Annotated in this window: 19 protein-coding genes; 11 read left to right on the forward strand and 8 right to left on the reverse strand. The window is 45.8% G+C overall.

The features are described from left to right. Window positions 1–41 precede the first annotated feature (41 nt). On the forward strand, window positions 42–1,034 hold the full coding sequence (rdgC, locus tag MJO52_RS14410) for a recombination-associated protein RdgC (protein ID WP_252082475.1): 993 nt from the start codon (window positions 42–44) through the stop codon (window positions 1,032–1,034). 104 nt (window positions 1,035–1,138) lie between these two features. On the opposite strand, the gene gndA is transcribed toward rdgC, so the two are convergent. Then, window positions 1,139–2,659 (reverse strand): NADP-dependent phosphogluconate dehydrogenase, encoded by a 1,521-nt coding sequence (gndA, locus tag MJO52_RS14415; protein ID WP_252082477.1) that lies wholly within the window; start codon window positions 2,657–2,659, stop codon window positions 1,139–1,141. Window positions 2,660–3,797: 1,138 nt separating this feature from the next. On the opposite strand from gndA, the gene MJO52_RS14420 reads away from it, so the two are divergent. After that, window positions 3,798–4,280, forward strand: coding sequence for a hypothetical protein (locus MJO52_RS14420; protein WP_252082480.1), 483 nt, complete (start codon window positions 3,798–3,800; stop codon window positions 4,278–4,280). Between the two features lie 317 nt (window positions 4,281–4,597). On the opposite strand, the gene MJO52_RS14425 is transcribed toward MJO52_RS14420, so the two are convergent. Together MJO52_RS14425 and MJO52_RS14430 are read right to left on the reverse strand one after the other, a co-directional pair. Further along, on the reverse strand, window positions 4,598–7,609 hold the full coding sequence (locus MJO52_RS14425; protein WP_252082482.1) for a TonB-dependent receptor: 3,012 nt from the start codon (window positions 7,607–7,609) through the stop codon (window positions 4,598–4,600). A gap of 609 nt (window positions 7,610–8,218) precedes the next feature. After that, window positions 8,219–8,734, reverse strand: coding sequence for an RNA polymerase sigma factor (locus tag MJO52_RS14430; RefSeq protein ID WP_252082484.1), 516 nt, complete (start codon window positions 8,732–8,734; stop codon window positions 8,219–8,221). 785 nt (window positions 8,735–9,519) lie between these two features. Between MJO52_RS14430 and MJO52_RS14435 the strand changes: the two genes are divergently transcribed. The 6 genes from MJO52_RS14435 to MJO52_RS14460 all read left to right on the forward strand — a co-directional run bounded on the left by MJO52_RS14435 (window position 9,520) and on the right by MJO52_RS14460 (window position 14,820). Next, window positions 9,520–10,992: an alpha/beta hydrolase gene (locus MJO52_RS14435; RefSeq protein WP_252082486.1), complete on the forward strand. Its 1,473-nt coding sequence runs from the start codon at window positions 9,520–9,522 to the stop codon at window positions 10,990–10,992. A 119-nt stretch (window positions 10,993–11,111) separates the two neighbouring features. Beyond that, window positions 11,112–12,206: a PaaI family thioesterase gene (locus tag MJO52_RS14440; protein ID WP_252082487.1), complete on the forward strand. Its 1,095-nt coding sequence runs from the start codon at window positions 11,112–11,114 to the stop codon at window positions 12,204–12,206. A gap of 144 nt (window positions 12,207–12,350) precedes the next feature. Beyond that, the gene (locus MJO52_RS14445; RefSeq protein ID WP_252082489.1) at window positions 12,351–12,884 is read left to right on the forward strand and encodes a DUF2058 domain-containing protein; all 534 of its coding nucleotides are present in this window, start codon (window positions 12,351–12,353) and stop codon (window positions 12,882–12,884) included. A gap of 8 nt (window positions 12,885–12,892) precedes the next feature. Beyond that, a complete protein-coding gene (locus MJO52_RS14450) occupies window positions 12,893–13,450 on the forward strand; it encodes a DUF1415 domain-containing protein (RefSeq protein WP_252082491.1) in 558 nt (185 codons plus the stop codon). 3 nt (window positions 13,451–13,453) lie between these two features. Beyond that, on the forward strand, window positions 13,454–14,041 hold the full coding sequence (locus MJO52_RS14455) for a DUF99 family protein (RefSeq protein ID WP_252082493.1): 588 nt from the start codon (window positions 13,454–13,456) through the stop codon (window positions 14,039–14,041). A gap of 269 nt (window positions 14,042–14,310) precedes the next feature. After that, window positions 14,311–14,820 carry a 6-carboxytetrahydropterin synthase gene (locus tag MJO52_RS14460; protein ID WP_252082494.1) on the forward strand — a complete coding sequence of 170 codons (510 nt, stop codon included), beginning with the start codon at window positions 14,311–14,313 and terminating at the stop codon, window positions 14,818–14,820. Between the two features lie 123 nt (window positions 14,821–14,943). On the opposite strand, the gene MJO52_RS14465 is transcribed toward MJO52_RS14460, so the two are convergent. Further along, the gene (locus MJO52_RS14465) at window positions 14,944–15,426 is read right to left on the reverse strand and encodes a hypothetical protein (protein WP_252082496.1); all 483 of its coding nucleotides are present in this window, start codon (window positions 15,424–15,426) and stop codon (window positions 14,944–14,946) included. A 242-nt stretch (window positions 15,427–15,668) separates the two neighbouring features. After that, window positions 15,669–16,154, reverse strand: coding sequence for a hotdog fold domain-containing protein (locus MJO52_RS14470; protein ID WP_252082498.1), 486 nt, complete (start codon window positions 16,152–16,154; stop codon window positions 15,669–15,671). 491 nt (window positions 16,155–16,645) lie between these two features. Here MJO52_RS14470 and MJO52_RS14475 point away from each other — a divergent pair, with 491 nt between their 5' ends. Next, the gene (locus MJO52_RS14475) at window positions 16,646–17,563 is read left to right on the forward strand and encodes a haloalkane dehalogenase (RefSeq protein WP_252082499.1); all 918 of its coding nucleotides are present in this window, start codon (window positions 16,646–16,648) and stop codon (window positions 17,561–17,563) included. Window positions 17,564–17,652: 89 nt separating this feature from the next. Here MJO52_RS14475 and MJO52_RS14480 read toward each other — a convergent pair whose 3' ends face one another. After that, window positions 17,653–19,737 (reverse strand): neutral/alkaline non-lysosomal ceramidase N-terminal domain-containing protein, encoded by a 2,085-nt coding sequence (locus MJO52_RS14480; RefSeq protein ID WP_252082501.1) that lies wholly within the window; start codon window positions 19,735–19,737, stop codon window positions 17,653–17,655. 601 nt (window positions 19,738–20,338) lie between these two features. On the opposite strand from MJO52_RS14480, the gene MJO52_RS21315 reads away from it, so the two are divergent. Together MJO52_RS21315 and MJO52_RS14485 are read left to right on the forward strand one after the other, a co-directional pair. Next, window positions 20,339–20,467, forward strand: coding sequence for a hypothetical protein (locus MJO52_RS21315; protein ID WP_286036971.1), 129 nt, complete (start codon window positions 20,339–20,341; stop codon window positions 20,465–20,467). Between the two features lie 37 nt (window positions 20,468–20,504). Beyond that, complete coding sequence (locus MJO52_RS14485; protein WP_252082503.1) at window positions 20,505–23,621, forward strand: cellulose binding domain-containing protein; 3,117 nt, start codon at window positions 20,505–20,507, stop codon at window positions 23,619–23,621. 63 nt (window positions 23,622–23,684) lie between these two features. Here MJO52_RS14485 and MJO52_RS14490 read toward each other — a convergent pair whose 3' ends face one another. Further along, window positions 23,685–24,101: a nuclear transport factor 2 family protein gene (locus MJO52_RS14490; RefSeq protein WP_252082505.1), complete on the reverse strand. Its 417-nt coding sequence runs from the start codon at window positions 24,099–24,101 to the stop codon at window positions 23,685–23,687. Continuing rightward, the gene (gene pcaB, locus MJO52_RS14495; RefSeq protein ID WP_252082506.1) at window positions 24,098–25,447 is read right to left on the reverse strand and encodes a 3-carboxy-cis,cis-muconate cycloisomerase; all 1,350 of its coding nucleotides are present in this window, start codon (window positions 25,445–25,447) and stop codon (window positions 24,098–24,100) included. The genes MJO52_RS14490 and pcaB overlap by 4 nt, the downstream gene beginning before the upstream one ends. Window positions 25,448–25,595 lie beyond the last annotated feature (148 nt).

Consider the following 25,595-nt stretch of genomic DNA (forward strand, 5'->3'; position numbering starts at 1 on the left):
TAACGTCCGCACACGCAACTGAACACCAAATGGCCTGATGTATGTGGTTTAAGAACCTTCGTATTTACCGCTTAACCAAAGAATTCTCTCTGGATGCCGAAAAACTAAACGAGCTACTGGAAGCCCAGGCATTTGTGCCTTGCGGTAGCCAGGACAGTGTCCGCTACGGTTGGGTCTCTCCCCTGGGCAGACACGGCAATCAATTGGTACATGCCACCAATGGCTACCTGATGGTCTGCGCCAAGAAGCAAGAAAAAGTTCTACCAGCAACCGTTATCAATGAGAAAGTAGAAGAAATGGCCCAGGCCATTTCAGAAAAAGAGGCCCGACAGGTGGGCCGCAAGGAACGTCAAAACCTCAAAGATGAGGTACTGCTGGAAATGCGGCCCAAGGCTTTTGCACGGTCCCGCTTGCACTTCGCCTATATCGCCCCGCAGGAAGGCTGGGTAGTGGTTGATGCTTCCTCTGCCTCCGCCGCTGAAGAGTTATTGGAAAATCTACGCGAAGCCATTAGCAGCCTCGCGGTAGTCCCTCTATCAGCCAAAAACCTGCCACAACAAACAATGACCCACTGGCTCACCGCTCCCGAGGCCCCCGCTCAATTTGATTTCGGACACGAATGCGAACTGCGCGACCCAAAGGACAGCGGCAGTGTGATCCGCTGCAAAAACCAAGACCTATGCGCCGAGGAAATTCACAACCACTTGGTTGCTGGCCTGCAGGTACATAAATTAGGGTTGGTTTGGCGCGGCGGGGTCGATTTCCTGGTGGACGACCAACTCTCCGTGAAACGGGTAAAGTTCAGCGATGAGCTGCTGGAAAAGGCAGATAACACCGATGCCGAAAGTGCGGCGCTGCGCTTCGATGCAGATTTCGCAGTAATGGCACTGGAAATTTCAGCCCTAATCAAGGATCTACTCAATGCCTTTGGTGGCGTTAATACCGAATCTGCCAGCGTAGAGGAGATGGTCGCTAAAGCCTCCCGCTCTGAAGCTGAAGAGCTGGCGCGAGAAGTAGAAGAAGTGGTCTTCTGATAGCCCTGTTTTACTGCAAAAGAAATGAATGGAGCAGTGAACAATAACCTGACCTTGAGCGGGACGAAAGCCCCGCCCAAGGTCAAAGTGTCGCTTTCTGAAGCTCAGATCTCCACAACTGGTCGGCCCGGCTCACCCCACAACACATGGTATTTGCGCTGCTCGGGCTGATCTACCCGTGAAAAGGTGTGCGCACCAAAGAAGTCCCGCTGCCCTTGCAGCAAGTTGGCTGGTAGGGACTCTGAACGGAAAGCGTCGTAATAGCTCAGAGCTGAAGACAGCGCCGGTACCGGAATGCCATTGAGAGTTGCACTCGCCACTGCCTGGCGCCAGTTAGCCTGGTGATCGGCGATCTGCTGGGTAAAGAAGTCATCTAATAACAAATTAGAGAGTTTGGAGTCTCGATCGTAGGCGTCACTAATCGATTGCAGGAATACCGCACGGATTATACAGCCGGCACGCCAGATTCTCGCAATTTCCGAGAAGTTCAGCTGCCAGCCCTGCTCCCGCGCAGCCAGTTTCATCAGGTCAAAACCTTGGGCGTAAACACAGATCTTGGCGCAGTAAAGGGCATCGTGCAGCTGTTGGATCACCTCCTCACGCTGCTCTGCCGCTACCTGGGTGAGAACTGGGCCCTTGAGTTTCTGCGCGGCGCGGGTGCGCAAAATTTTGCGAGTAGATAGGGAGCGGGCGTAAACCGCCTCGGCAATACTCGGCGCAGGACAGCCTACTTCAAGACTGCTGATAGCCGTCCAAAGGCCGGTCCCCTTCTGACCCGCACGATCCAAAATCACATCCACCAGCGGTTGTTCGGTAACAGAGTCTAGGGTGGAAAGCACTTCAGCACTGATATTAATCAGGTAGCTGTTTAACGGACCTCGATTCCACTCACGGAACACTTCGGCAATCTCCGCCGGTGACATCGCCAAGGCACTGCGCATCACATGGTAAGCCTCGCAGATCATTTGCATATCCGCGTACTCGATGCCGTTGTGCACCATTTTTACATAGTGCCCAGAACCAATAGGGCCGATATAAGCCGCGCAGGGCTCACCCTCTTTCACCGGGTTACCCGGCTCAAAGCGCTCTATAGGCTGGCCACTGGCCTTATCCACTTTGGCCGAAATCGCGTGCCAAACGGGCTCGATACGGCTCCAGGCGTAGCGATCGCCACTGGGCATCAGCGACGGCCCAAATCGCGCACCAACCTCACCACCTGATACTGCCGTTGTAAAGAAGATCAGCTTACCTTCATAGCGCTTAGCACGCTCTACGGAGTCAGTCCAAAGGCTGTTACCCGTGTCCACAACAATATCATCAGCCTTGAGGCCAGCATCCAACAGTTTGCAACAAACATCATCTACTGGCGCCCCTGCAGGTACAGAAAGAATGATCAAGTGCGGCGCTTTGACCTTAGCCAACAACTCAGTGTATGAGTTACAGGTTTCCACGCGCGCAGGCCGATCACCACGTTCCTTTTTATCCTGTTCTAGCAGTGCATTGAGCCGGTTGTGATCCAAATCGAAGGCACAGACCCGATAGCCATTATCAGCCAAGTTCAAGATCAGGTTCTTACCCATCACACCAGCGCCAATAAAGCCAATGTCGCACTGTGAATCAGACATCAAATTCTCCGTCATAAGATAGGGGGGCTTTCAAGGGCGCGGAGTATAACAATATGAGTCCAGGGCAGGGAGAGCAAAAACCAAACAAAACCGTCCCCAGCCATAGTAAAAACGGCTTGTGAAGTACAAACTGGTACAGGTTATCCCTTCGCCAAGGACTTCCTCAAATTAGCCAGTAACGTGATAGCTTTTATCCTTTAATGCCAAATACACGCTCAGTATGCCCCACAAAAGCCTGCCCGAGTTAATTTAGATATTTAAAGCACTACAAAAAGACCTATGCAAAATTACACGCTGTCCGTTGATGCTAATTCAATCCACAACAAGACATTTACTGGAAGCCTCACGCTTTTCATCGGGTTTCTAACTATTTAGATATTTTCAAATATATTTCCTTTAATTCCCAACTCAAGTGAAAATCATACTAACGAAAGGCTATAAATAGTCGATATTTTCTTAACTGCTCAGGACTGGGAATACATCGACAGATTAAATCGACCCAATGGAAAAAATACAATCAACAAAACCTTCCCATAACCAGGAACCCAGCCACCGATAGTGTGTTGTTATTAGCAGTCATAACACCCCACCAGGAACTATTTTATATACAAACATGAAATAAGAATTGAAATAAAGTTAAGAAAACTGACAAACCAAAAGTTATATAAGCACTTTTACCTCGTTGAATTTAATGAGAGAACAAGTCCTAAATTCCTGTATCTTTGCACAACTCAAAACACATCAGAAATCTTAATAAAGACCCCCAGAACAAAAATAATAAAAATCTGCGAATGTCACTATCAACAATATAATACCTTCTTCTTATGTACGCCAACCTACCACCACACGATTCATAAATAAAACCAACCTATTAATAGATTGAGTTTGAGGATAGGAAATACGCCCCACAAATAAATCTGCGTCTATTTGGGCTAGACATCCCCCCAACAGTCGTCCCAACTCGTCTTTATAAATGGAAGGGGTTGGAACTGGGTCGGCTCCTATTATTGAGGTCAACTAAGTTTCATCACTTTCCAGCGATGATGAACGCTTCAAAAGGTAGCGCATATAAATTGACCAAGCATCAAGTAATGTGCCTGCATTAATAATTAACAGAAATATTAGGAACATCATTATTATGAAAAAGATCCTTACCGCTGCTTCTATCTGTTTAGCCTCTTTTGGGATAGCCGGGCTCGCGAATGCAGAAACCTGGTCTCCCCCAGGTGCAATCGCCCTAGCGAGTGATGGTAACCTCGAAGTAGAGAAAGGTATCCTGCTTCAATGTAAACTTTCTGGAAGTGTCGACTCTACAGGAGCAGATGCCTCAGTTGGAAGCCTGGCCCTCTCGGGAGGTTTCCTTAACATTTGCGGCACTATTTCTTTTAGCGGGCTACCATATGCCCTTGTAGGACATGCAAACAATACTGTAACCCTAAAAAATGTAAACGTAGCAGCTGTATCAGGTAATTGCGCGGGAGATTTGAATGGAAGTTTCGACCAGTCAACAGGCAAAATTACCTTTAATGATGCCCAAATACCTAGTACTGGATCAGGATCTCCCTGTGTTATAAATGGCGTTGTATCTACCAATCCACAATCATCATTCACTGTACCCTAGATAGCCCCCTATAATTTAGACGCACGGGGTACTATCAGCAATCATGATGGTGCCCCTTATACAATTAATTGACTTATAGCAAAACACCCACCTAACCTAACTACCCTCAACTCACCCATCACCAGCCAAAGAACCTAAGCTTTAGCAATCGGCTAAAAATTCATAAAGAAATATTCAAAAAACTGGCAAATTATCAAATAGCAAGTTTACATTTAAAAACGCACCTCAATCTGTCAGAAGAACCTATCCAACAGATCAAGGTGCTCTTAAAGAGGCAATTAACATTTAAATCTGTCAATCAACCATAATCGCAGAGTTTAAAACCCTTTACTTATACTGAACCCAACAATACGAGGCTCTAAAGTAAATACATTTGTGGTGAGACCTGAATCATCACTATTAGTAAACATGTCTGTGATCGGTGCATCATCAAATATATTCTTCACATAGAGCTGCATATACAATTCTGAGTTAGGATGACTCAAACTGACTGAAGCATTGAGGTTACTCCAGGCCTTTAAACGGTCATACTCTGTATTGTAAACCCTTGCGTAACTCTCTGATTGACGATAATAGTCAGTTCGCAAAGTTAGGTCCCAATCTTCGATAGGAATTGTATGCTCCACTCCCAAATTTACTGTGAACCGTGGGGCATTTGGCAGTTCATTGCCACTTAAATCGGCGGCAAAGCCTCTCGCTCCATTCGGTGCATCAGTGAGCGGGTTATAGGGGTCGATATTTAGCCACTCATGGAAATACTGGCTAGACTCTATTTCCGGTGTGAAAGAACCCCATCTACCCGTAGTATCACATAAAGCCCAAAGCATTAATGGGTATGGTATTGCAAATGTCGCCTCCACTACATCTTTCGGCGCAACACAGTTAGAAGGAACTTGAAGACTTGGACGAACAACTAACCAATCCTCATGTCCTTGAGTACGGTTCATTACATCAATAGACTCTTCACCATCTGCAATACGGGTCTTTAGGTAACCCATATTCATATCTAGCCGAGTGTTGTCTGTAAGCTGCCATGCTAGTTCCAGCTCAATCCCCATACTCTCTGCATCAAAGTTTTCGTTTAACGAAATACGGTCAACAATTTGGGAAACTTGATAGTCGCTATAGTCATAGTAAAAAGCATTAGCGTTGAGAGTTAAGCTGCCATCAAGTAAAACATTCTTTGTTCCAATTTCAATTGCATTAACAAATTCAGGTTTAAAAGTTTCATCTAAAGGTTGGTATTGCACAACGTTGGGATCAATATCTGCGCGAGGGGGATTGGTGCCGCCCCCTTTGTAACCGTGGGCAAAGGAGAGATAAAGCATAGTTTCATCGGTAAAGGGCGTATCTGTACGCCAGTCTAGTACAGCGCGCCCAGTGTACTCCTTCCAGCTTTGAGTAACGGCATCACCCTCCGGATACCCTTTATAAACCAGCCCCCCAGAGGCAGGGCCAGGAACGATCTCACCGGTATCATTATCAGTTTCTGTTCCCAGTAATAACTGACTGGGTACCGGTGTGGAACGCTTGCGATCATTCGTGTAGCGTAGACCAGTGGTAAGCTTTACATCATTATTAATTTGCCAGTAGGTTTCACCAAAAATAGCCCAGGATCGTGTTTCCACTAGATTTCGACTGAGGAAATAATTATGACCTTCCTCATCAATATTCTCTAATGAGTTGTAATCCACATACATACAATCTTGAAAACCCTCAATGTTCTGAGGGTCCGTGCAATTCTCTGTACCCAAACCAGCCTCAGGATCATCAACGCCATTGTATACATGCTCGGCAATCAGGGAGAACATATTATTAAATACAAAATAATCATCCTGAGTTTTAAAATCTAGATAATTAGCTCCCACAACAAAATTCCAAGGGCCATCAAAGGATGTTTGCAATCTGAATTCTTGACTCCACTGTTTGTTATCAGATCGGCTGATATCCACTGCCAAGACGCCATCCGAAGGACCTAACTGTGGATCGGTGTAGATCCCATTAGGCGTAGGGCCAGGATCCAATCCATATTCAGTAGAATCACTAAAAATCGAGTCTGACACATACCGGTTGTAATCTTGGGAAGAGTAATAGTCGTCCTTGGCATAAGTCGACTGGGAATAAAATGTAAGAGTATCACTCATTTCCCATGCAAAATTTAACTGTACCAAGTCATTCTCAGCGCGAAACACAGGATCAAAACTGGTAGCAATTTCACGCAAATCCCTGGACTGCTCAGCATTGGCATAAGGATTTGGAAGAAATTCCTTCATTACCGGATAATAGCCTTGAAGAAGTGCTTGTGGAGCAACAACAAATGCAAGCCCCTTAGCATTGGTTGTACCATATGCTTCATCACTATAGATTGAGCCGGGTAAACAACCTTGACTAAAAAAACCTGTGAAATTTTCTGGTACTTCAACATCTCCAATCATTGAAACGCCTGGATCTGTCGTACAGAGCTGCTTCCCTGTACGTGAACGCTTATCATCCTCCTCAAAATGCTGCCAAATTAGATTGGCGCTAAATGTTTCTGAAGGCTCCCACTCAAAAATTGCCCGAGTGGAATAAAGATCACGATCATTGACGTCATTGTCTGTATAGGTATTAGTATCAAATCCATCGCGCTTGGTCATAGCACCGGAGAGGCGTAACCCCATGGTCTCCCCAATGGGTAAATTAAACATACCGCTAGTACGCTTCGAATTATAACTACCTATCTCCGCTTTAATTTCAGAGGAAAACTCATCCTCTGGCATAACCGGCAACATATTAACCACACCAGCTGTGGCATTACGACCATACAATGTGCCTTGTGGTCCGCGTAGCACTTCCACCCGCTCAACATCAAAAAACTCCTGCTCAAACAACCTGTTACGAATCAATGGAGCATTATTAAAACTCACTGCCACTGCAGGATCTGTGGCGGCAGAAACTGCCTTGGTGCCAACACCGCGAATGGAAAAGTTATAGGTACTAAAATTTGATTTGGAGAAGTTTACATTCGGTATCGCCCGTAGTAGTTCCTCACCACGTTCGATCTTCAAGGCATCCATGCTATCCCCAGAGAGTGCCGAAACTGCAATAGGAACATCTTGGATACTCTCCTCAATTTTCTGGGCCGTTACCGTCACTTCCTCGATCGGCTGTTTGGAGCGGCTACTTCTTTCCGTATCCTGTTCCTCCTGGGCTAGGGCCGCAGTGGAAACGGTAGACATCACCAGACAGGCTATTGCAGCGCTGTACCAGGGCGTTGTTTGATTGAGCGGATTGGTGGCACGAATCGCTTGTGCAATCAAATTTTTTTGCTTACGCAGGCTCATCATCATTCTGATTCTCTCTATTATATTTTCTCTGTTTTTCTGTCAGCCAAACACCACCTTATCTCAGGCCTAACTAGGTTTAAGACGCATTTACAGCACAGTCGGGGGGATCTAACCCCAGATTTTTCAGATCCACATTTACTAAATATTCGCCCCCAGAAATCAAGGAGATTAAATAAAACAACAATTAACACAACCAAACAATAGCGGTGACCAAAAGTTACAAACTCCGTCTTCTCAGCGTTACACTCACTAAAAAGGGCAACTTATTTCAAGCAGGAAGCTCTCACCTTTCATAAATAAAAAAGACTAGCCTCCAAAAGGTCTTTTCGAGTGTAGTTCAAGTAAGTGCAAGCGGAATTACAATTGGGGATAAATATAGCTTTTTAGAAAATCTTTAAATCTGCAAAAACCATCTGAAGATGAAGGAGACAATAAAAGTAGAGAAGTTTTCTATTTGAGAGGCAAACATCAATATGCTTAGGTGAATAGGCGTAAATTCAAGTACTAGATTCTAAAATTTGCACAGATAGACTTAACCTGCAATTTAAAATACTTGTACTTAACCAATCTTTAATTGGATGATAGCCTGATTAAATATCCAAGAAAAACAGGTTATGAAACCTCCTCCACTGCCCGCCTAACCCGAATTAATGCGCGCTGGATAAGTTCCTTTACAGATTCCTTGGAGATCCCCATGCGTTCGGCAATATCCTGATAAGTCAACCCCTCAAAACGGTGAAATTTAAATGCCGCCCCTGCACGTGGTGGCAGCCCCAGAATTGCTTTTAAGACGCACCGACAATCCTGCATACCTATTACTGTACGCTCCGGTGTAATAACATCGGGAATTTCATAATCAAGGGAAAGTGACTCATGGAAGGCTCGACATCGAGACTTGTGGTACCGACTGTGACTAACCAACAGATTTTTAGCTACCGTATAGATATAGTTTCTTGGATTTTCTATCTCTATATCGGACTGATTAAGGTGCCAGTGTAATTGAGCAAAAACCTCTTGCACTAAGTCATCAACATCAGCTGAAGCTACTCGAGAAGAAAAGTATCGTTTTAATCCTGGGCGATACTTATCCACCCAAGCTGAAATATCTTTTTGATAAAAATTATCCATAGTGAAACACACATGTGATTCAAATGATATTTAGTGCTCCCCAGACACAGAAAAGATTAGACAAACAACCAATGCAAAATCCACGAAATCCAGAAATTTATTCTTGTTATTTATCTGTAACAACCCCCCCTAAAAATCAGGCCAAGCAAAACATAAAAACTACTTGGTCACAACGAAAGAAGATTAAAAACAACCACGTTAAGGAGAGTTAACAGAATAACCTCACAAAATTTTTTGATAAATGCTTGAAAGGACTATTTGAGCAAAATGAAACGCCTTTTTATAACTGAGAGCAAAAAATCAAATAATCTCCAGAACTATTTTCCCACTTCTCATCCTCAACCTGAGTATCAGCAAAATTAATCGAAGTTAATCTACCAATCGAGGACCTTTCAAGCAAACTGTGCCGCCCCCACCTTGTTCCAACGAGAGATTCCCAATGCTCATCAACTCAGAATTGCCAATCATTCTATGCAAAGCCGTCCTCACATATAGATAGCGCCAACCAAACAAATCACAAGATGGTACAAATGCATACCCTAAGGAGAGTAAAGAGTTATGAAATCAAGCCATAGGACCATCGATTGAAGTAAGATGTTGAATTGAATGACAATTCATAATCTCAATAACATTCAAGACTGAAAGCTCCAAGCTTACGAATATGAAAGGGTTTCAATCATCTCAGCAAAGGTAAGAGACCCACCTCTTTTACCATCAGCTGGCTCAATCAAGATTTTTCAAGTATAAAAATACAAAAAATTCACTCTAGGGAAGGATTGTAGTCAATGAGTTTTACTTTCAATCTCCATTTTTTAAAGGTCTTTCTACTTTTAAGTTTCCTTGTTGGTACAACAACCACCCATGCCAAATCTCCTGCTAATGAAGAGGCATTTACTTTCACGACCTGGAATAAGCAGACTGCAGACGGCTATAAGGGCTTCTTTGAGGCAATAGAGAATCGTAATAATCCAGAAAGCCGCTCGCTGAAACTTCACTATGTACGCTTTCCGGCAACCGGAAAAAAGCCGGGCCCGCCGATTATTTATCTTGCCGGTGGCCCTGGTGGATCGGGCATCATGGCCGTCAACTATCGTTTTGATATGTTTATGGCTTTGAGGGAGTACGGCGATGTGATCGCCCTGGACCAGCGTGGCACCGGCCGCTCCAACGATCTGCCTCACTGTGAATCTCGGCAGGTTGTTCCCGCCCTGAAAAAAACAACTGATAGCCAATACATCGAATATCATCGCGAAGCTCTGCGTGAATGCCTAGCATTCTGGCATCAAAAGGGGGTCGATCTAGCCGGTTACAACACCCTGGAAAACGCTCGCGACCTGGAGGCCCTGCAACAACATCTGGGGGTAGAGAAGATTGTGTTATGGGGCACTTCTTACGGCAGCCATCTTGCTCTAGCGGCAATAAGGGAGATAGAAGGCTCTATAGACAGAGTGATCCTTTCCAGTGCTGAGGGCTTGGATCAGACTGTTAAATTACCCGCGCGAACGGGTTCTTATTTAGATCGACTGCAACTCGCCCTGGACCAGCAACCCACAGCCAAAGCGGCCTACCCTGACATCAAGGTTCTTATCGATAGAGTGCACACAAAGCTGGAGCGAGCCCCAGTCAAAATCCAGATCCCTCAGCGGGAAGGCCACACTCTGGATTACCTGCTTCAGCGTAGAGACATGCAACAAATTGCCTCCGCTTTTATTGCCGACCCCAAAAGTGTCGCCCACTTGTTAGGCTTCTATCGAGCTCTTGATTTGGGGCATGTTCCGGCTTTCGATCGAGTTCCCAGACGCTACTTCCCCGATGGATTCTTGAGTCCAGGCTCTCCAATTTCCCTGAGTGCCATGACAACGGCAATAGATATAGCCTCAGGTATAAGCACACAGCGAAAGTCTGAAGTGAAGGAGCAAGCAAAAACCGCCCTGTTAAGTGACTATCTCAACTTTTCCTATCACTACGATGGCTTGGCTGAGCAGTTGGACCTGGGTGATGCTTTTCGCAGCAACCCCCATAGCAATATTCCCATTTTGCTATTCAGTGGCACTCTTGATGGCAGAACTTACATAGAGAGCCAGCATGAGGCAATGGCAGGACTTAGCAATGCCACACTGGTAACAGTAGAAAATGCCGGTCACAATTTATTTATGGCATCCCCAGCGATACAAGACACCATCAACTCGTTCATGGAGGGGCGCCCAATCGAAAAAACCACTCTTACGGTGGATTTACCAGATTTTTCACCACAATAAGGCTTGCCCACCCAGATAGCGGCAGGTCAATAGTGCCTGCTGCCATATCCAGCCCACATTCCCTCGTTTACCCAGCCCTTGCACATTAATCTTTCAATAGATGAAATTGGAGGCGGGGGATGACCAATATCACCGACGAAGTTCATCGTGGTGCCATCTGCGACCTGCGAGCGTTGCAACAACCCGGTCTACAGACTTTCAAACGATATATTCGTGGAAGCTTGCCGGGACCGCCCTTTTGGCGGCTCACAGGTATGCAGCCAACGGAAGCAGGGTTGGGCAAAGCCACTTACTCAATGCCCATCACTCCCTGGCTGGCAGACGGCACCGGGGTCTACTGGGGTGGTATTTACGCGATGTTCGCCGACGCGCCCCTCGCCTCTGCAATTTGGACGACTCTCCCGGCCGGTAAAGTACTTAGCACTTCTGAGTTGAATATGTGTTTTATCCGGCCAATTACCAGCAATACTCAGAATATTGTTGGCCGGGCCACGACTGTGCATTCCGGTAGCCAGGTGGGGCTCTCCAGCATTCAGATCAACGATCAAGATGGCAGAACCCTCGCCTATGGAAGTACCCGCTGCCTAATTGCAGACTTCCCAGTCAACCCCGATCAGGAGCTACCTCTGCCAGACCTGGGACCAACCGATCCCCCAGACCCCTATCTCAGACCGCCACCTAAGCCCTATTTCTGTGATATGGGGCATCTGCCGGAACAGGTACCTATTGAGCTTCAGCGAACTACCATCAATGAGGGCCGCATTCACCCCGTATGGTTGCTCACCGGTTACCGCGCCATCGAAATCGAGAACGGCCGCTGTATTTCTACCATGCCCTCATCCCCCTGGTTCTCTAACGGCACCCTGTCTATCTACGGGGGGCTGCTGGCCTGGGCGGCGGACTTCACTATGGGGGCGGCCGTATATTCCACCTTACCGGCGGGCAGTATATTTGCCACCTTAGATATGCATATCCGCTTTGCCAGACCGGCCAAGCTCAACAGTGGGGACCTGATCCTCGAGGCGCAAGTTCTTCACCGCGGCCGCCAGCTACGGGTTTCCTCTTGTAATATCGATACCCCCAGCGGCAAACGCGTGGCAATTGCCACGGGCTCAGCACTAATGATTCCAGGGGGTGCACAAATGTTGAGCGATGGTAAAGAGCCCGATGAGATCATTGCTACCGCTACCTCTGGTAAACCCTGGACCCCTTAAATCAAATTCCCTGCCAGCACCGCGGCTATCTTCAGGTAAAATGCCCCACATCTATGAAAGGGGTAAGTCCCCAATTACACTTTGACCAAGTAGCCACCAAACTTACTGGCGGCACAATCCAATTACTATTGCAGGAAACATACTATGGCCTCACTGCAAGACCAGCTGTTACAAGCAGGACTCGTCGACAAGAAAAAAGCCAAACAGATCGGTAAGGAAAAGCGCAAGCAACAGAAAGTTGCAAAGAAATCTTCACAACCACAGGTAGATGAAACAAAGTTAGCCGCGCAGCAAGCGCGTGCGGATAAGGCTGCACGGGATCGCGCCCTGAATGCCGAACGTGACGCTGCGGCTCAACAGAAGGCCATCGCAGCACAAATCAAGCAGCTGGTGAACAACAACCGCCAGCCCTACTCAGGTGAAACCGCCTATAACTTTACCTTTGATAAAAAAATCAAAACTATCTATGTCAGCGAAATCCTGCGGGATCATCTCATTGCCGGCCGGTTGGTGATTGTCGCCCAGGGTGAACAGTTTGAACTGGTACCCAGAGTGATCGCCGACAAAATTGCCGAGCGCAATACCGAAATCATTGTCAAACCTACCGAAACTTCGACCTCGGTGGACGAAGACGACCCCTACGCCGACTTCCAGATCCCCGACGACCTGATGTGGTAAGCCGGTACATGGAGCAACAAGTTACACAGACAGTGGAACAATGGCTCACCGATGTTGTGGTGGGCCTAAACCTCTGCCCTTTTGCGCGCAAACCACTACGCGCAGGCCAGATTCGTTATAAGGTCTGTAAGGCAAACAACGAGGATGCTTTACTGGCAGACCTCCTTGCTGAGCTTCAACGACTCGACAGTACGCCGGAAAACGAACTCCTGACTACCCTGCTGATTATTCCAAATTACCTAAAGGATTTTGCTGACTACAATCAATTCCTCGATCAGGCCGAATGGCTACTGAAGCGCAACCATTACGAAGGTATCTATCAGCTGGCCAGCTTCCACCCGGACTATCAATTCGCAGGTACTGCCCCAGAGGATGCCGAGAACCTCACCAATCGGGCACCCTACCCGATTTTGCACCTGCTGCGGGAAGAAAACCTAGCCAAAATGATTGATCTTTACCCAAATCCGGAAGCTATTCCGGAAAATAATATCCAACGGGTAGAGTCTCTTACTCAGGAGGAGAAGCTAAAACTCTTTCCTTACCTTTTCCAGCAGCTGAAAAAATAAACGATGAAGCCCATCGCAGAACTTGTTCGCCTAAAGAAGAAACTCCGCATTATTGGCTTTGACGATGCCCCTTTCCAAAAAGAGCGGGGCTCACCTGTAAACATCAGCGGGATAATATGTACCGATACCCGCTTTGAAGGCATGCTCTGGGGTGAGGTACAAAAAGACGGCATGGATGCTACTGAAGTTATCACGCAAATATTGCAAAGCAGCAAGTTTTACCCCCAGATTAATGTGGTACTGATTGATGGCGTCGCCGTTGGAGGCTTTAATATCATAGATCTCCCCAAACTGGCTGAATCCTTGAAGCGCCCCTGTATCGCGGTAATGCGTAAACCACCGGATATGTCAGCCATTAATAAAGCCCTGAAAAACTTCCCTGACTATTCACTGCGCAGGGAGATTCTACTTAAAGCAGGCAAGGTTTACTCTCACCGTAATTTTTACTTTCAGGTACAGGGCTGTGTCCCGAACATTGCCGCCCAGATACTTGAGCAAGCTACTGATAACGGCAATGTGCCTGAAGCCCTGCGTTTAGCGCATATGATAGGCGCAGCAGTAATGACTGGACAAAGTGGGAACAGAGCCTGAAACATCTCTTTAATGTATTTTCTTATCCTTGGCACCTTTGAATTTATTCTTTCCACAATCCAATTAAGGCTAAGAGTGAGGACATCTTTCATTGGATACCAAACTATTATCGGCGACCTGTATCTCAAAATAGGCTGTTAGGAATTCTTTTATCGAGCTTTCTGCTCAGCTCTTCTCCCCCATATTGATCAACCCTCCCAAGATATCTCAAAATATCTATTATACTCAGCAGCAAGCAATAGTAATCTGAGTAAATCAGGATCACTCCAATGCCTCAATACTTCAATATCACTTACTGCCTTGACCTCAATATCACCAAGAAAGTAAATTACGCCTATATAGAGGATAATAAGCTGGAAGAAGGCTTTGTTGGTTACAGGTATCGAGTGGAATGTACATGCAGAGCAAAATACCAAGATCCTCCCACCGACATGTCATTCCTGAAAAAAATATTTAAAGCTGAGATTCAGGATCTCTGCGATCATGCTACGATTATTGATTATCAAGACCCCTTTTTAAAGGAAATTATTAACTCCATAGAATACATGGGCATAATCCATCAACAACAAAAAAAGGCACAATTTATTCAAGCGAGCTCCAAAATTGGGAAATTGTGTATAACACCCTTTAAACCAAGCTCCGAAAACCTCGCTAAAGCTTGGCATGGTGCCATTCATCAAAGAGTTGCCGCCAATAGCTCAGACCTAGATATTAATTTCGAAAAGATCAAAGTCTGGGAAACCAACAATTGGTATACAGAGTTCTCTGTAGATCTGTAATTAAAATAGTGGATACTGATAGCAAAACAAGTTTCACTTAGAGTGGACCACTCGGGTACATTTCAAGGCTATTTTCACTGGTTTTTAATGAAAGTAGCCCTGAATATTAAAAGGTACTGCAATCTACAGAATAACAGCGCTATCCCTCGAGCCAGAGGTGAAAAGAGCGACTAAAGAAAACTGGCTAAACCCTTGGTCCGTTGAAAGAAACTCCTTGCACCAAAAGTGTAAATCTTCAGAAAATGCAGCTATAGCGGATTGTTTGTCGTCATCAGTTTTAAACTGAGATTCTTGAAATTGCTTTCCCAGCGCGGTGAAGTGACAGCGAACAACAGCCTGGGCATCATTCTTTCTTTGGTCATCCGTGACGGTCAGGGTTAATTGAGAGCTGATGGGTTCCCACTGAATAAGGAAATAACGAGAACTATCATTTACATTTTTACTTAGCTTGGAAATAGCCAGCTCAAGGCTTTCGGCAAGATCCTGATAAATATCCTCACTGCTTAATGCCTGACTTTCCGCATTATATATTTCATACTCAGTATTATCCCCCTCTACCGCTTCAAAGGCGGATATCGAATGACTCATATCCCAAATTAAACCCATAACTCCTCCAGCCAGTCAATCGATTACTCTTACAAGTGAACTATTTTACGACATTCACGGCCTCCGTACATCCACTTACGAGGTTCAATTGACTGTATAGATTATAAGCAGTGATCTAGACCAAGACTGTTATATTTCAGATACTCAGAAAAGGGCTATGAGGACTACCTGCCCTCAATTTCGGTCAATTTCAGCGACTTGTGACAGTCTAAAAACCTAACCCCATTTGCCAACCGCAGCCTTTACTTGTTTGTGGGGCGCTGAGATACACGCATGGTGATGTCCGCGTGAAACACTTCCTCACCGTTAGTATCGAAGACACCCACGGGCATAACCACATCACCAACCTGAATAGATGCAAAATCTGGATACTCACAAACCGCACGCAGGTTGGTTTTTGCCATTTTCAGGTACTTAACTTCCATCCCCACGGGTATCCAACGAAAGCGGCGATCCAGAGAAACATCCAAACAGACCCCACCGGCTAGTTCGGCAGCATTACACATCGCTATCGCATGCACTGTGCCTATATGGTTTGTCACTCCCCAACGTTTCTTCAGCAATACTTCTACACGCCCCGGTGATACCTCAGCAAAGCAGGGCTTAATAGACCTAAAGTAAGGTGCTTTGAAAGCGACCACCTTCGAAACTGTCCAACGCCCAAACGCCGAACCACCAAACTTCTTCCAAAGCTGCAAAACTGCACTCTTCGAGGACTGATACTCCATCTTGTCTCACTACCTTAACCGTTTACTGATAAGCCCTTTGCTAAGGGACTTGTTAACGGGGGCACTATACAACATCTCTTCTCTAAATCAGGTAATCAGAACTATCAGGGTAATTGACCCTCAAGTGCGCCTAGGGGTTGCCCAAAGATAAAGGAAGGGGAAGATGACCTGTACTCAAGCCTGTGTAGGCTCTCATCCATAGTTTAACCATGCATGCCAACCCTGAATGAAATTAGCATTTAAATAGAAAGTAAAAGTCGAAAAGCTAAAAACACATTCACCGGAACTTAAATATTTAACTATAGCTTGTGAATTGTGAGAACCATTTCTTATCGACAACATGTAAGACTTGAAGAAATTTTACCTGTGAATCTACAGCAAAATCAAAAAAACTAAAAACCACCTTTAACTTGTATGCTGGTTATTGTTTAATTTCGTAAGTTAAAATCATAAAAGTCTAAATACTAACATTTAATAAAAGAGGCTTGCCAATGCCTATTGAGCGATTAAGAACTCCCGAAGAGCGCTTTTCCCTTCTGCCAGGCTTTCCCTATCAACCAAAATACATCGATACTCTGGATGGATACGATTCAATGCGTATGGCCTATATTGATGAAGGCACCTCTGATGCAGAAACAACATTTCTTTGCCTACATGGGGAACCAACCTGGAGCTATCTGTACCGAAAAATGATTCCAGTATTCATAGAAGCTGGGCACCGGGTTATTGCTCCTGATCTCTTTGGTTTTGGTCGTTCCGATAAACCAACAGATGACAATACTTACACCTTTAATTTTCATCGCAACAGCCTGATACAACTTATTGAACACCTAGACCTAAAAAATATCACTTTGGTATGCCAGGACTGGGGTGGACTTCTAGGCCTCACTCTGCCAATGGATATGCCGGAAAGATTTACACGATTACTGGTAATGAACACTGCGATTGCAGCGGGGGATGGCGCTTCGGAAGGTTTTTATCAATGGAGAAATTTTTCTGTCAGTGTTCCAGAGATACCGGTAGGCGGCTTAATTGCCACTGATGCCAGATCGGAAATCAATCTATTTGATATAGTGGCTTATGATGCTCCCTTTCCCGATAACAGCTATAAGGCCGGTGTTCGTCGCTTCCCCTCAATTGTTCCCGTTGATCCCGATATGGAGGGTGTAGAATTGGGACTAGAGGCCAGAAATTTCTGGTCCAAGACCTGGGAAGGCGATAGCTTTATGGCAATTGGAATGAGGGATGCCGTACTCGGTGAAAAAGTAATGGAAATGCTTAGGGGGATTATCAAAAATTGTCCTCCGCCTCTCAAGCTTGAAGAGGCTGGTCACTTCGTACAGGAATATGGCAAGGAAATTGCTGAAAAAGCCCTATCTCATTTTCAGCTACAAAAACCTGCCCAATAGATAAGAGTTAAAAAATTAGTGTTTATTGCATCTAAATCAGGCCGAATTAACGGCCTGATTTACTAATCGAATAATTTGATCAACACAACTCAGTTATTGACAGTAAAACTGCTCGACTTGCCTGAGTAGCTGCTAACCTTCCCTGTCCAGCCACTTTTCCAGTTTCCCTTGTGTTTTATGCGATAAGTACCCGCAGGAGTATCCTCACCAATTACCCACTGCCCTTCAGCAAAGGAGCAGGCCAGGCAGTCTACCGCAGTATCCCGTGTCCAGATAAAGCGAGTATCCAAGTCATTGTCAGTAAGATAGGTTTCCCAGTTGCCATTTACCTTACGTTGAATCTCTATAAAGGTATCTCCCGTTCTGAAATCGTTACGGGGATGACCGGAGCGAAAACTCGCGGAGACAGTATCACCAACAGAATAGTTGCTACGTACATCATTCCAAACCTGGCCGAAGGATTCCCATAGGCGCTTATCATCGTAGACGACACCAATGACATGAATTATTTGGTCATTCGATAAATCTGTTGGTGTCGGCCCTGCATCCACCGCCAGATTATTATTCATGGCGTTGGCCATACCTGTATAAATCTGTTGATAAGCCGCCAGGGTGTTGGGCCCATAGATCGTGTGCCCCCCCTCATAGTGTTGCCTGTCAAATTCTTCATGAGTGGTCACATAACCGGTATAAGCATTGGCCAAACCGGCAATAACTACCCTGGTAACACCGTGCCCCTGCATTGAGGCCAATACCTTCTCTTCCAGGCGGCGACCAGCCATAGTGGTCATTTCACTCGGCGCAGCCACTAGGACCAGTGATCCAATGCGAAACATCTGAAATGGCAGATAAGGAGTATACAACTGCTGCCCTACTACTTTACGCTCAACAAAAGTGGGTTTGGGATATTGGCAAGGATCATCCTGTGTATCCTTATAAACGGCAGCCGCAGAGAAAGCATTCATTAACCCAAAGAGCGGGAAACCTCTGACCACTGATTCGAATAGGCTTTCGCTGCGATCCCACTCAGTGCCTTCGTTTTCAACTGACATCCCCTCGAAAATACCATCAATCCCACTGGGACCATCCCAGGAAGAGCCAGCTGTGAATGACCAGCCCACGGCACCTTCGCAAATGTTTTGCTGACCTTCGCCAGTATATTCCCCGGCTACGGTATAACCGGGGAAATATATGTATTGATGGCGATAATCAAGATTGTTCAATAATTTATTGTTCGAGGTGCTGTAAAGAGACTTCGCTTTGTTTGCCTGTTTTTCTGCAGCCAACTCAAGACTCTCATATTCACTGGAGCCACAACCATTCCCTGGGCCACAAATATTGGGAGAAGCATCACCTAGATTGCTATTGGCAAAGGCCGCAACAAGATTTCCTGTCGAATCTGTCTGATTTGAAGCCCATTGCTCAAATAAATAACTGGCAGCTCCCTTGTGATCACTACTCAACTGACGTTGACCGGTACCAAGTGAAACATTGTGTAGCGCAAACCAGTTAATAATGCCCAATGCTTTATTATTCGCATTAACCAGCTTGAGCTGCGTCATAGTTTTGTTGGTATTGTATTGGTAATTGCCCGTATCCGGATTTTGCGCGTAGGGCTCCGGGTTGCGGTTGATACTCGTGTTGAGCAAGGTACCTTGCTCCAGGTAAATGTCGCCCTCTGCCAAACTGCTATTTGCCATAACAATAGATTGGTAGATACCTTCTACGATCGCGTTATAGTTATCTTCCGCATAACCCAGTGCACTCATATTGAGCATCACATAGTGATCATAACCTCCAGGGCCTACGTGGGTGTGGGTGGCCGTGAGCATCACATTTTCATCTGTAAAGCGGTCGTTGCCATACCTACTCTTGAGCTTGGCAACCACACCCTGTTTAACACCTTGAGTAATACTCTGTAAATCGGCGGAAACAAATACCAGACGCTGACTATCCTGAGGATTGGCAATTACAAAAGCACGGGACCACAAGCGGCTATGAATTCCTTTGGTTGTCTGACTGGTTTCTCCATAACCAACCATACCAACATCGGCGGCTGGCCCAGTGATATCGTATTTACCCGTACCTAATAGCCACTCTGCACTAAGAGCCAGGGGGGAGAATCCAAGCAGTATAAAAAATGTGGTATACCATCGAATTATTTTTGTCTTCATTTTTTCTCCATAATTTTTATACGAAAAGTCCTTTCAAAGGCCCTCTATCCTTGATTTCAAGGCGCCAAGAAGCCAGTCCCTTCCGAAAAAATCAGCTTGATATTGTGTGATAAAAACTGGCCGAACCAGTGGATACCTGTGAGTAATTACCAACTACTCACAACGGTTTTCTCTTCCTGATACCGCTGCCTTAGCATTCTAGAAACTGCGAAGAATGATCGGCAGGGTCGATGTCCTTGATCGCACCAGGCGTTTATTATTCTGTAAAGGCACGCGGGTGCCAGCATACTCTAATTATCCCAGTCAGTGTGGTTAACAGAACTCAACGGCCGCCAAAATAAATCTGACATGATAAATTTCAAAGTAATACCAACCCAATAAAAAACAGAAATAACAATTAATTATTTCTGTTTGCGCCAACTGACAGCACTATTTATCTTATAAAGCACAACAATAAAAAGATGACTCGCGCGTTCTAACAAACGCCTGATCAGCCGCTCATCTACCATGGCGATAAAGGACGTAATGAAAAAAAAGACCGATAAAACTCATAGGCTTCCAGTAAACAATCACTGAGGAATGCTGGGAAGGGGATCAAAGTATGGCTAGGTCTTTTCCGGATAAAATGGCCTACAAATGGGAGGAAATAGAGAAAAATATACCTTGGCTATTTAGTCATGAAAATCCCGATATTCCAGAAAGAAACTTTATTGCCCAGAAAGGGCCCTAAGATGAGTTGCAAATAATGAATAATCAGTGGTTAGCAAATGCGTATTAAATTACTCAAAGCGGGTTTCACCTCCCTATTCTTACTCGGCATCACACCTCTCTCCATGGCCGCAACCAACTGTAAGGTCAATATGGTTGTCCAAAGTCAATGGGATAAGGGCTATATGGCCTCTGTAGTGGTCCGCAATACTGGCACAGAGCCTATTAATGGATGGAACCTTAATTGGCAATGGCCCGGAGACCAGGTAATTGACGGCTCCTGGAATGCCAAAATTTCCCAAAATGGCAATACTGCAACAGCGGAAGGTACAGGTGACTTTGCCAATATTCCCGTGGGGGAGGCTCGCTCTTTTGGCTTTAATATCGCCTACTCTGGAGGAACACAAGTCCCCTCCAAAATCAATGCCAGTTGTCAGAATCAGCAAACCCCTCCACCGACAACATCAGAGCCACCGAAAACCAGCCCGCCCTTATCAGCAATAGAGAGCTACAACTATATTTTGGGCACCCAGACTATCAGCCCTAAGTACAGCTTCACAGGCGAAGGCTCTCTTGTCGAATCCGCTAAAGCCATCCGCGCAATGGGGTCCAACCTACTTAAGATCGCCCTGTCTACCGGCTTGTACGATGAACTTAATGGCTTGGGCCTTGACTACCAGTTCAAACGGATGCTGGAAGAAGTACCCGCTTACCGAGAGGTGCTTGATATGGACTTCTCCCACTATATGTTCTGGGTGGAGGACTCCGGATCTTGGATGGACAATAAAGGCATGTCTCAGGAAGAGCTCACCTGGCAGTACGATAAGATTTATGCGATGGCCGAGTATCTGTTAACGAAATACAGCGGCTCAGGTAAAACGTTTATGATCGGTCATTGGGAGGGCGACTGGAACCTCGTGCAAAAAGCCGATGGAACACGGGACGACAACCAAGTGAAGATTGACCCGCTGCGTATTCAGGGATTGATCGACTGGCTCAATATTCGCCAAAAAGCCATTGAAGATGCCAAGGCCAACATTCCCCACTCCAACGTCAACTTGTATCATTATGTAGAGGTGAATCGGGTTGAATCCGCAATGCAGGGTAAAGAGCGCATCACCAACGCAGTGTTACCACACACCAATGTCGACCTCGTTTCCTACTCAGCCTATGATCTGACTACTAAAGAGAAACATTCTGATTTCGCCACCCTACACGCCGAGCTAACTAAAGCACTGGACTTTATTGAGTCAAAACTGCCGAAAAAAACTGGCCTGCCCTTCGAAAAGCGGGTGTTTATCGGTGAATACGGTTACGGTGAATCTTGGTTTAAAGACTGGGGCACCCGCTCTGGTGAAGCGCAAGATATGTTGTCTCGCAATGTAATTAAAACCTCTCTTGAGTGGGGCTCTCCCTTTATTCTCTACTGGCAGATGTACGGGAACGAATACGATAGCTGGATTAAAGAATTTGTCGGTTACTGGTTGATTGATAACAATGGCAATAAAAAGGAGATTTATCAAACCCACAAGAATTTTTACACTGATGCCAAGAGCTATCTAAATAACTATCACACCAAGCAGGGGGCTCTACCCTCAGAGTCTGAATTCCGCGCTTTTGCCCTAAAATGGTTTGAATCCTCTACTGCTACTAAACCTGACAACACCTCTGAGCCCACATCAGGTACGAACACAGGGAACGGCACTAATACTGGAACTGAGCCAACACCCACAACACCCGCAGAGCAACCCCAAGCCTCAGGTCAATGTACGGTGGAATACGCCATTCAAAATGACTGGGGTAATGGATTTATGGCCAATGTTGTCATACGCAATACCGGGGATCAGCCACTGGATGCTTGGCAAATAAAATGGCAATGGCCGGGCAATCAAAAAGTAACCCACTTTTGGAATGCTGAGGTGGTTGACCACTCTGGTTCGGTAACCGCTAGCGGCCAGGATGTTATTCCACCAGGAGAGGCACGTGCCTTTGGATTTAATGGCGAGTATAGCGGAACCAATAGTCAGCCAACTCTTAATGCCACCTGCCAAGCCAGCGGTTCATCCCAGGTTGGCACCGGCAATCCAGCAACTCCCCCCGTAGCCGGAAACCGGCCCGACGATCGCGGAAGCTCCTCTCAGGATGGTGCCGGTAAAATCAAACTTTGGTTTATCGGGGATTCAATCACCTATGGTATGACCACCCTGCCCTACAACTCAATGGGGTTCCGCTCACAAATCTGGCAGCAAATCGTCGAGGCCTCTGATGGGAAATCCAGCTTTCCCCTAAGCAGTAGCGATAATAACGGCAGCCTGACCATTAGCTATAATGGTCAGCCCGTAGAAACTATTGGTACTGTGAGTGGCCCAACCGGATCCGATGGAGTAGAGAAGAAGACTGGAAATTACTGGCATACCGGAATTCCTGGAGCAAGTACGAGCGATATGCAGTGCTTTCTTAATCCTACAGGCCATCAAATCCCAGCAGGTTATAGCTCTGCCAGCTGCGCAGATGCTATTGCCTACTTTAATTCTGTCGTTACTGAAATGTGTCGTGAAAGTGGTAACAGCGCAGGGTGGTTAGACAACCAAACCTGCCCATTAAACCTAAATCTGGCGGCATCAGATGCTATTATTGTGCCTATCCAGCTGGGCACAAACGATATCACCCATCTCAACCGGAATGGTGCTACCCAATGTAGTGCGGCTCCGAAGGCTGGGAGTCTAACGGCCAAGCGCCTAGACGAAGTAGTGGAAAGCATTATCTCTAGCAATAATACTCGAGATAAAACAACGTTGGTGGGCAAAATATACAGCCACCTAAGTGCAATGGGTATACCGGATAATAAAATTGCCTTTGTAATTTCCACCATTCCCCGTAGAACGAACTTGGATGGTCAGGACCCTTCCAACCATTGTACAGACTATTACAACACGAAAATCAAAAGTACTATTGCTAGTATCACTCCTCCGGTAAAGATTCTTCTTGTTGATCAGGGCAATATTGTACCGACAGGTGATTCTGTACACCCAACAACAGCCGGACATAAAGTTATGGCCTGCAACTTGCTGTATGGCTATAACTATGGGCACTCAGGAAATTTTAACTGTCCTACCCCAAATAGCACACCAAAAACTGGTTTACTGCATGCTTTTGCTGCTGTATCAGTAAAATAGCCTCTATTAGCTACTAGAAAGGAGTTCTAAAAAATTCTAGTAATCCATTAAAAAAGAAGTGATTTATTGCGGAGCATTTTTGCAAGATGTAAAGTCCCCATGAATTGGTGCGGTATCATAAATAATTGTTACAGCCATAAAAGTACTGAAATCTTCCGTTAAATCGAAGAGGTCTACCACATCAATTGTGGCCGGACCTCTTCCTTCTACTGACCGGGTATAGCTAAGATGTAATGCAACTTGGTTAGTCTTTAACACACCCGAAAGTATATTATTCAGTTTCATAGCACGATCACTAATTGACTGAAAAATATAGGAATAAAAACTCTCTACTGAGCAATTCCCAAAAATTGGCGAATAGACCAAAGCATTTTCTGAAAACAATGAAAGAAGTGTATCCAAGTCCCCCCGCTCCAAGGCAGATAGATATTGGTAACAGAGCTGCTCGGTCTCTTTAATATCTACAGATTTCTTCATCATTTATCTTGCCTAGCCAAAGTTCGATCCACCATCTCACCACAAAGCCCAAGGTAATTATTGGGGTCAAGCAGCTTATCCACTTCATTATCGGTTAAGGCCTTAGAAACCTCATTATTCTCCTTTAATAGATCCGCAAATGGTCGATCAGTTTCCATTGCTTGACAGCAAATTTTGTAAACAAGATCGTGAGCTTTCTCACGGCCAATCTTTGGGCCTAGCCCCATCATCACCGCTTCAGAAGAAACCAAACCTCCAGTCATCTGTAAATTTCGCATCATATTATCTGGGTGTACATTGAGACCCCGCAACGCGAACTTCGCCTGTGCCAATGCCGCAGCGGATAAACAAAAGATTTCAGGAAGAACTACCCACTCAATCTCCCAGGTTCCCGTCGCACGCTCGTGATCTTCCTCCATAGCATTGAGTAACGCCGCCACCTGTTGTCGCACAATGGGCACTATTCCACTCATATATACTGAGGAAACTGGATTGTGCTTTTGCGGCATAGTGCTAGAAGCACCGCGCCCCGCAGTGAAAGGCTCCGTTACCTCCCCGACTTCTGTCTGTGCCATCAGTTTGATATCTAGGGCTATCTTACTCAGAGTGCCGGTGATTAGCCCCAATAGACAGGCGAGTTCAGCTATCCGATCACGCATGGTATGCCAGGCGATAACAGGTATAGCGAGATTAAGCTCCTTCATAAGTCCAGCCTGCACCTCTAGGCCTTGATCTCCCAAGGAGGCTAGGTTTCCCGCAGCACCACCAAATTCCCCGACTAGGACTCGTTTCTTAATTTCTGCAAGCCGTTGCTGGTGCCGATGAAAACCCGCTAACCACACAGCTGCTTTATAGCCAAAAGTAATTGGTACAGCTTGTTGAAGGTTACTTCTCGCAACCATTGGCGTATCCCGGTAATCCTCGGCTAGAGAGGCCAGCGCACCGGCGATTTCATCTACTTCCGTCTCCACAAGCTTTAATGCTGCACGAATCTGCAATACAGTAGCGGTGTCGGTAATGTCCTGAGTTGTTGTGCCCCAGTGGCACCACTGCCCTAGCCCCCCCTTACAACGCTCAACTAACTGCTGTACAACTCCAAATACCGGGTAGCCAATTAACTCTGTCTGGGATCTCAACTGCTCAAGGTCAATTTCTTCAGCACGACAATGATGGCAAATCTCATCTGCTGCCTCTTTGGGAATGATATCAAGTCTCGCCTGTACCCTGGCCAAGGCAGCCTCTACATCCAAGTAGTACTGAACTCTTTGCCGGTCAGAAAAGATCTCACTCATGGCAGGAGTGCTAAAGAGACCAGAAAAGACCTGCGAGTCTATAAGAGTTGCAGCCATTGTTAACCTCCCAAATAACAGGTAACAGCAGCGCTTTAAAGCAAAGTGTAATAATCAAGAAGAGCATAAAATGAGGCAAATACAAGCATCAGGGTGCATATGCCACATTTTCTTTACAGAGTAGACAATAGTCCCAACTTTTAGAGAC

This window comes from Microbulbifer variabilis, assembly GCF_023716485.1.
GTDB classification, from domain to species: domain Bacteria; phylum Pseudomonadota; class Gammaproteobacteria; order Pseudomonadales; family Cellvibrionaceae; genus Microbulbifer; species Microbulbifer variabilis_B.

Excerpts from the sequence above, each read along its gene's own strand:
- rdgC (WP_252082475.1), top strand. The coding sequence starts at position 42 with ATGTGGTTTAAGAACCTTCGTATTTACCGCTTAACCAAAGAATTCTCT.
- gndA (WP_252082477.1), bottom strand. The coding sequence starts at position 2,659 with ATGTCTGATTCACAGTGCGACATTGGCTTTATTGGCGCTGGTGTGATG.
- MJO52_RS14420 (WP_252082480.1), top strand. The coding sequence starts at position 3,798 with ATGAAAAAGATCCTTACCGCTGCTTCTATCTGTTTAGCCTCTTTTGGG.
- MJO52_RS14425 (WP_252082482.1), bottom strand. The coding sequence starts at position 7,609 with ATGATGATGAGCCTGCGTAAGCAAAAAAATTTGATTGCACAAGCGATT.
- MJO52_RS14430 (WP_252082484.1), bottom strand. The coding sequence starts at position 8,734 with ATGGATAATTTTTATCAAAAAGATATTTCAGCTTGGGTGGATAAGTAT.
- MJO52_RS14435 (WP_252082486.1), top strand. The coding sequence starts at position 9,520 with ATGAGTTTTACTTTCAATCTCCATTTTTTAAAGGTCTTTCTACTTTTA.
- MJO52_RS14440 (WP_252082487.1), top strand. The coding sequence starts at position 11,112 with ATGACCAATATCACCGACGAAGTTCATCGTGGTGCCATCTGCGACCTG.
- MJO52_RS14445 (WP_252082489.1), top strand. The coding sequence starts at position 12,351 with ATGGCCTCACTGCAAGACCAGCTGTTACAAGCAGGACTCGTCGACAAG.
- MJO52_RS14450 (WP_252082491.1), top strand. The coding sequence starts at position 12,893 with ATGGAGCAACAAGTTACACAGACAGTGGAACAATGGCTCACCGATGTT.
- MJO52_RS14455 (WP_252082493.1), top strand. The coding sequence starts at position 13,454 with ATGAAGCCCATCGCAGAACTTGTTCGCCTAAAGAAGAAACTCCGCATT.
- MJO52_RS14460 (WP_252082494.1), top strand. The coding sequence starts at position 14,311 with ATGCCTCAATACTTCAATATCACTTACTGCCTTGACCTCAATATCACC.
- MJO52_RS14465 (WP_252082496.1), bottom strand. The coding sequence starts at position 15,426 with ATGGGTTTAATTTGGGATATGAGTCATTCGATATCCGCCTTTGAAGCG.
- MJO52_RS14470 (WP_252082498.1), bottom strand. The coding sequence starts at position 16,154 with ATGGAGTATCAGTCCTCGAAGAGTGCAGTTTTGCAGCTTTGGAAGAAG.
- MJO52_RS14475 (WP_252082499.1), top strand. The coding sequence starts at position 16,646 with ATGCCTATTGAGCGATTAAGAACTCCCGAAGAGCGCTTTTCCCTTCTG.
- MJO52_RS14480 (WP_252082501.1), bottom strand. The coding sequence starts at position 19,737 with ATGAAGACAAAAATAATTCGATGGTATACCACATTTTTTATACTGCTT.
- MJO52_RS21315 (WP_286036971.1), top strand. The coding sequence starts at position 20,339 with ATGGCTAGGTCTTTTCCGGATAAAATGGCCTACAAATGGGAGGAAATA.
- MJO52_RS14485 (WP_252082503.1), top strand. The coding sequence starts at position 20,505 with ATGCGTATTAAATTACTCAAAGCGGGTTTCACCTCCCTATTCTTACTC.
- MJO52_RS14490 (WP_252082505.1), bottom strand. The coding sequence starts at position 24,101 with ATGATGAAGAAATCTGTAGATATTAAAGAGACCGAGCAGCTCTGTTAC.
- pcaB (WP_252082506.1), bottom strand. The coding sequence starts at position 25,447 with ATGGCTGCAACTCTTATAGACTCGCAGGTCTTTTCTGGTCTCTTTAGC.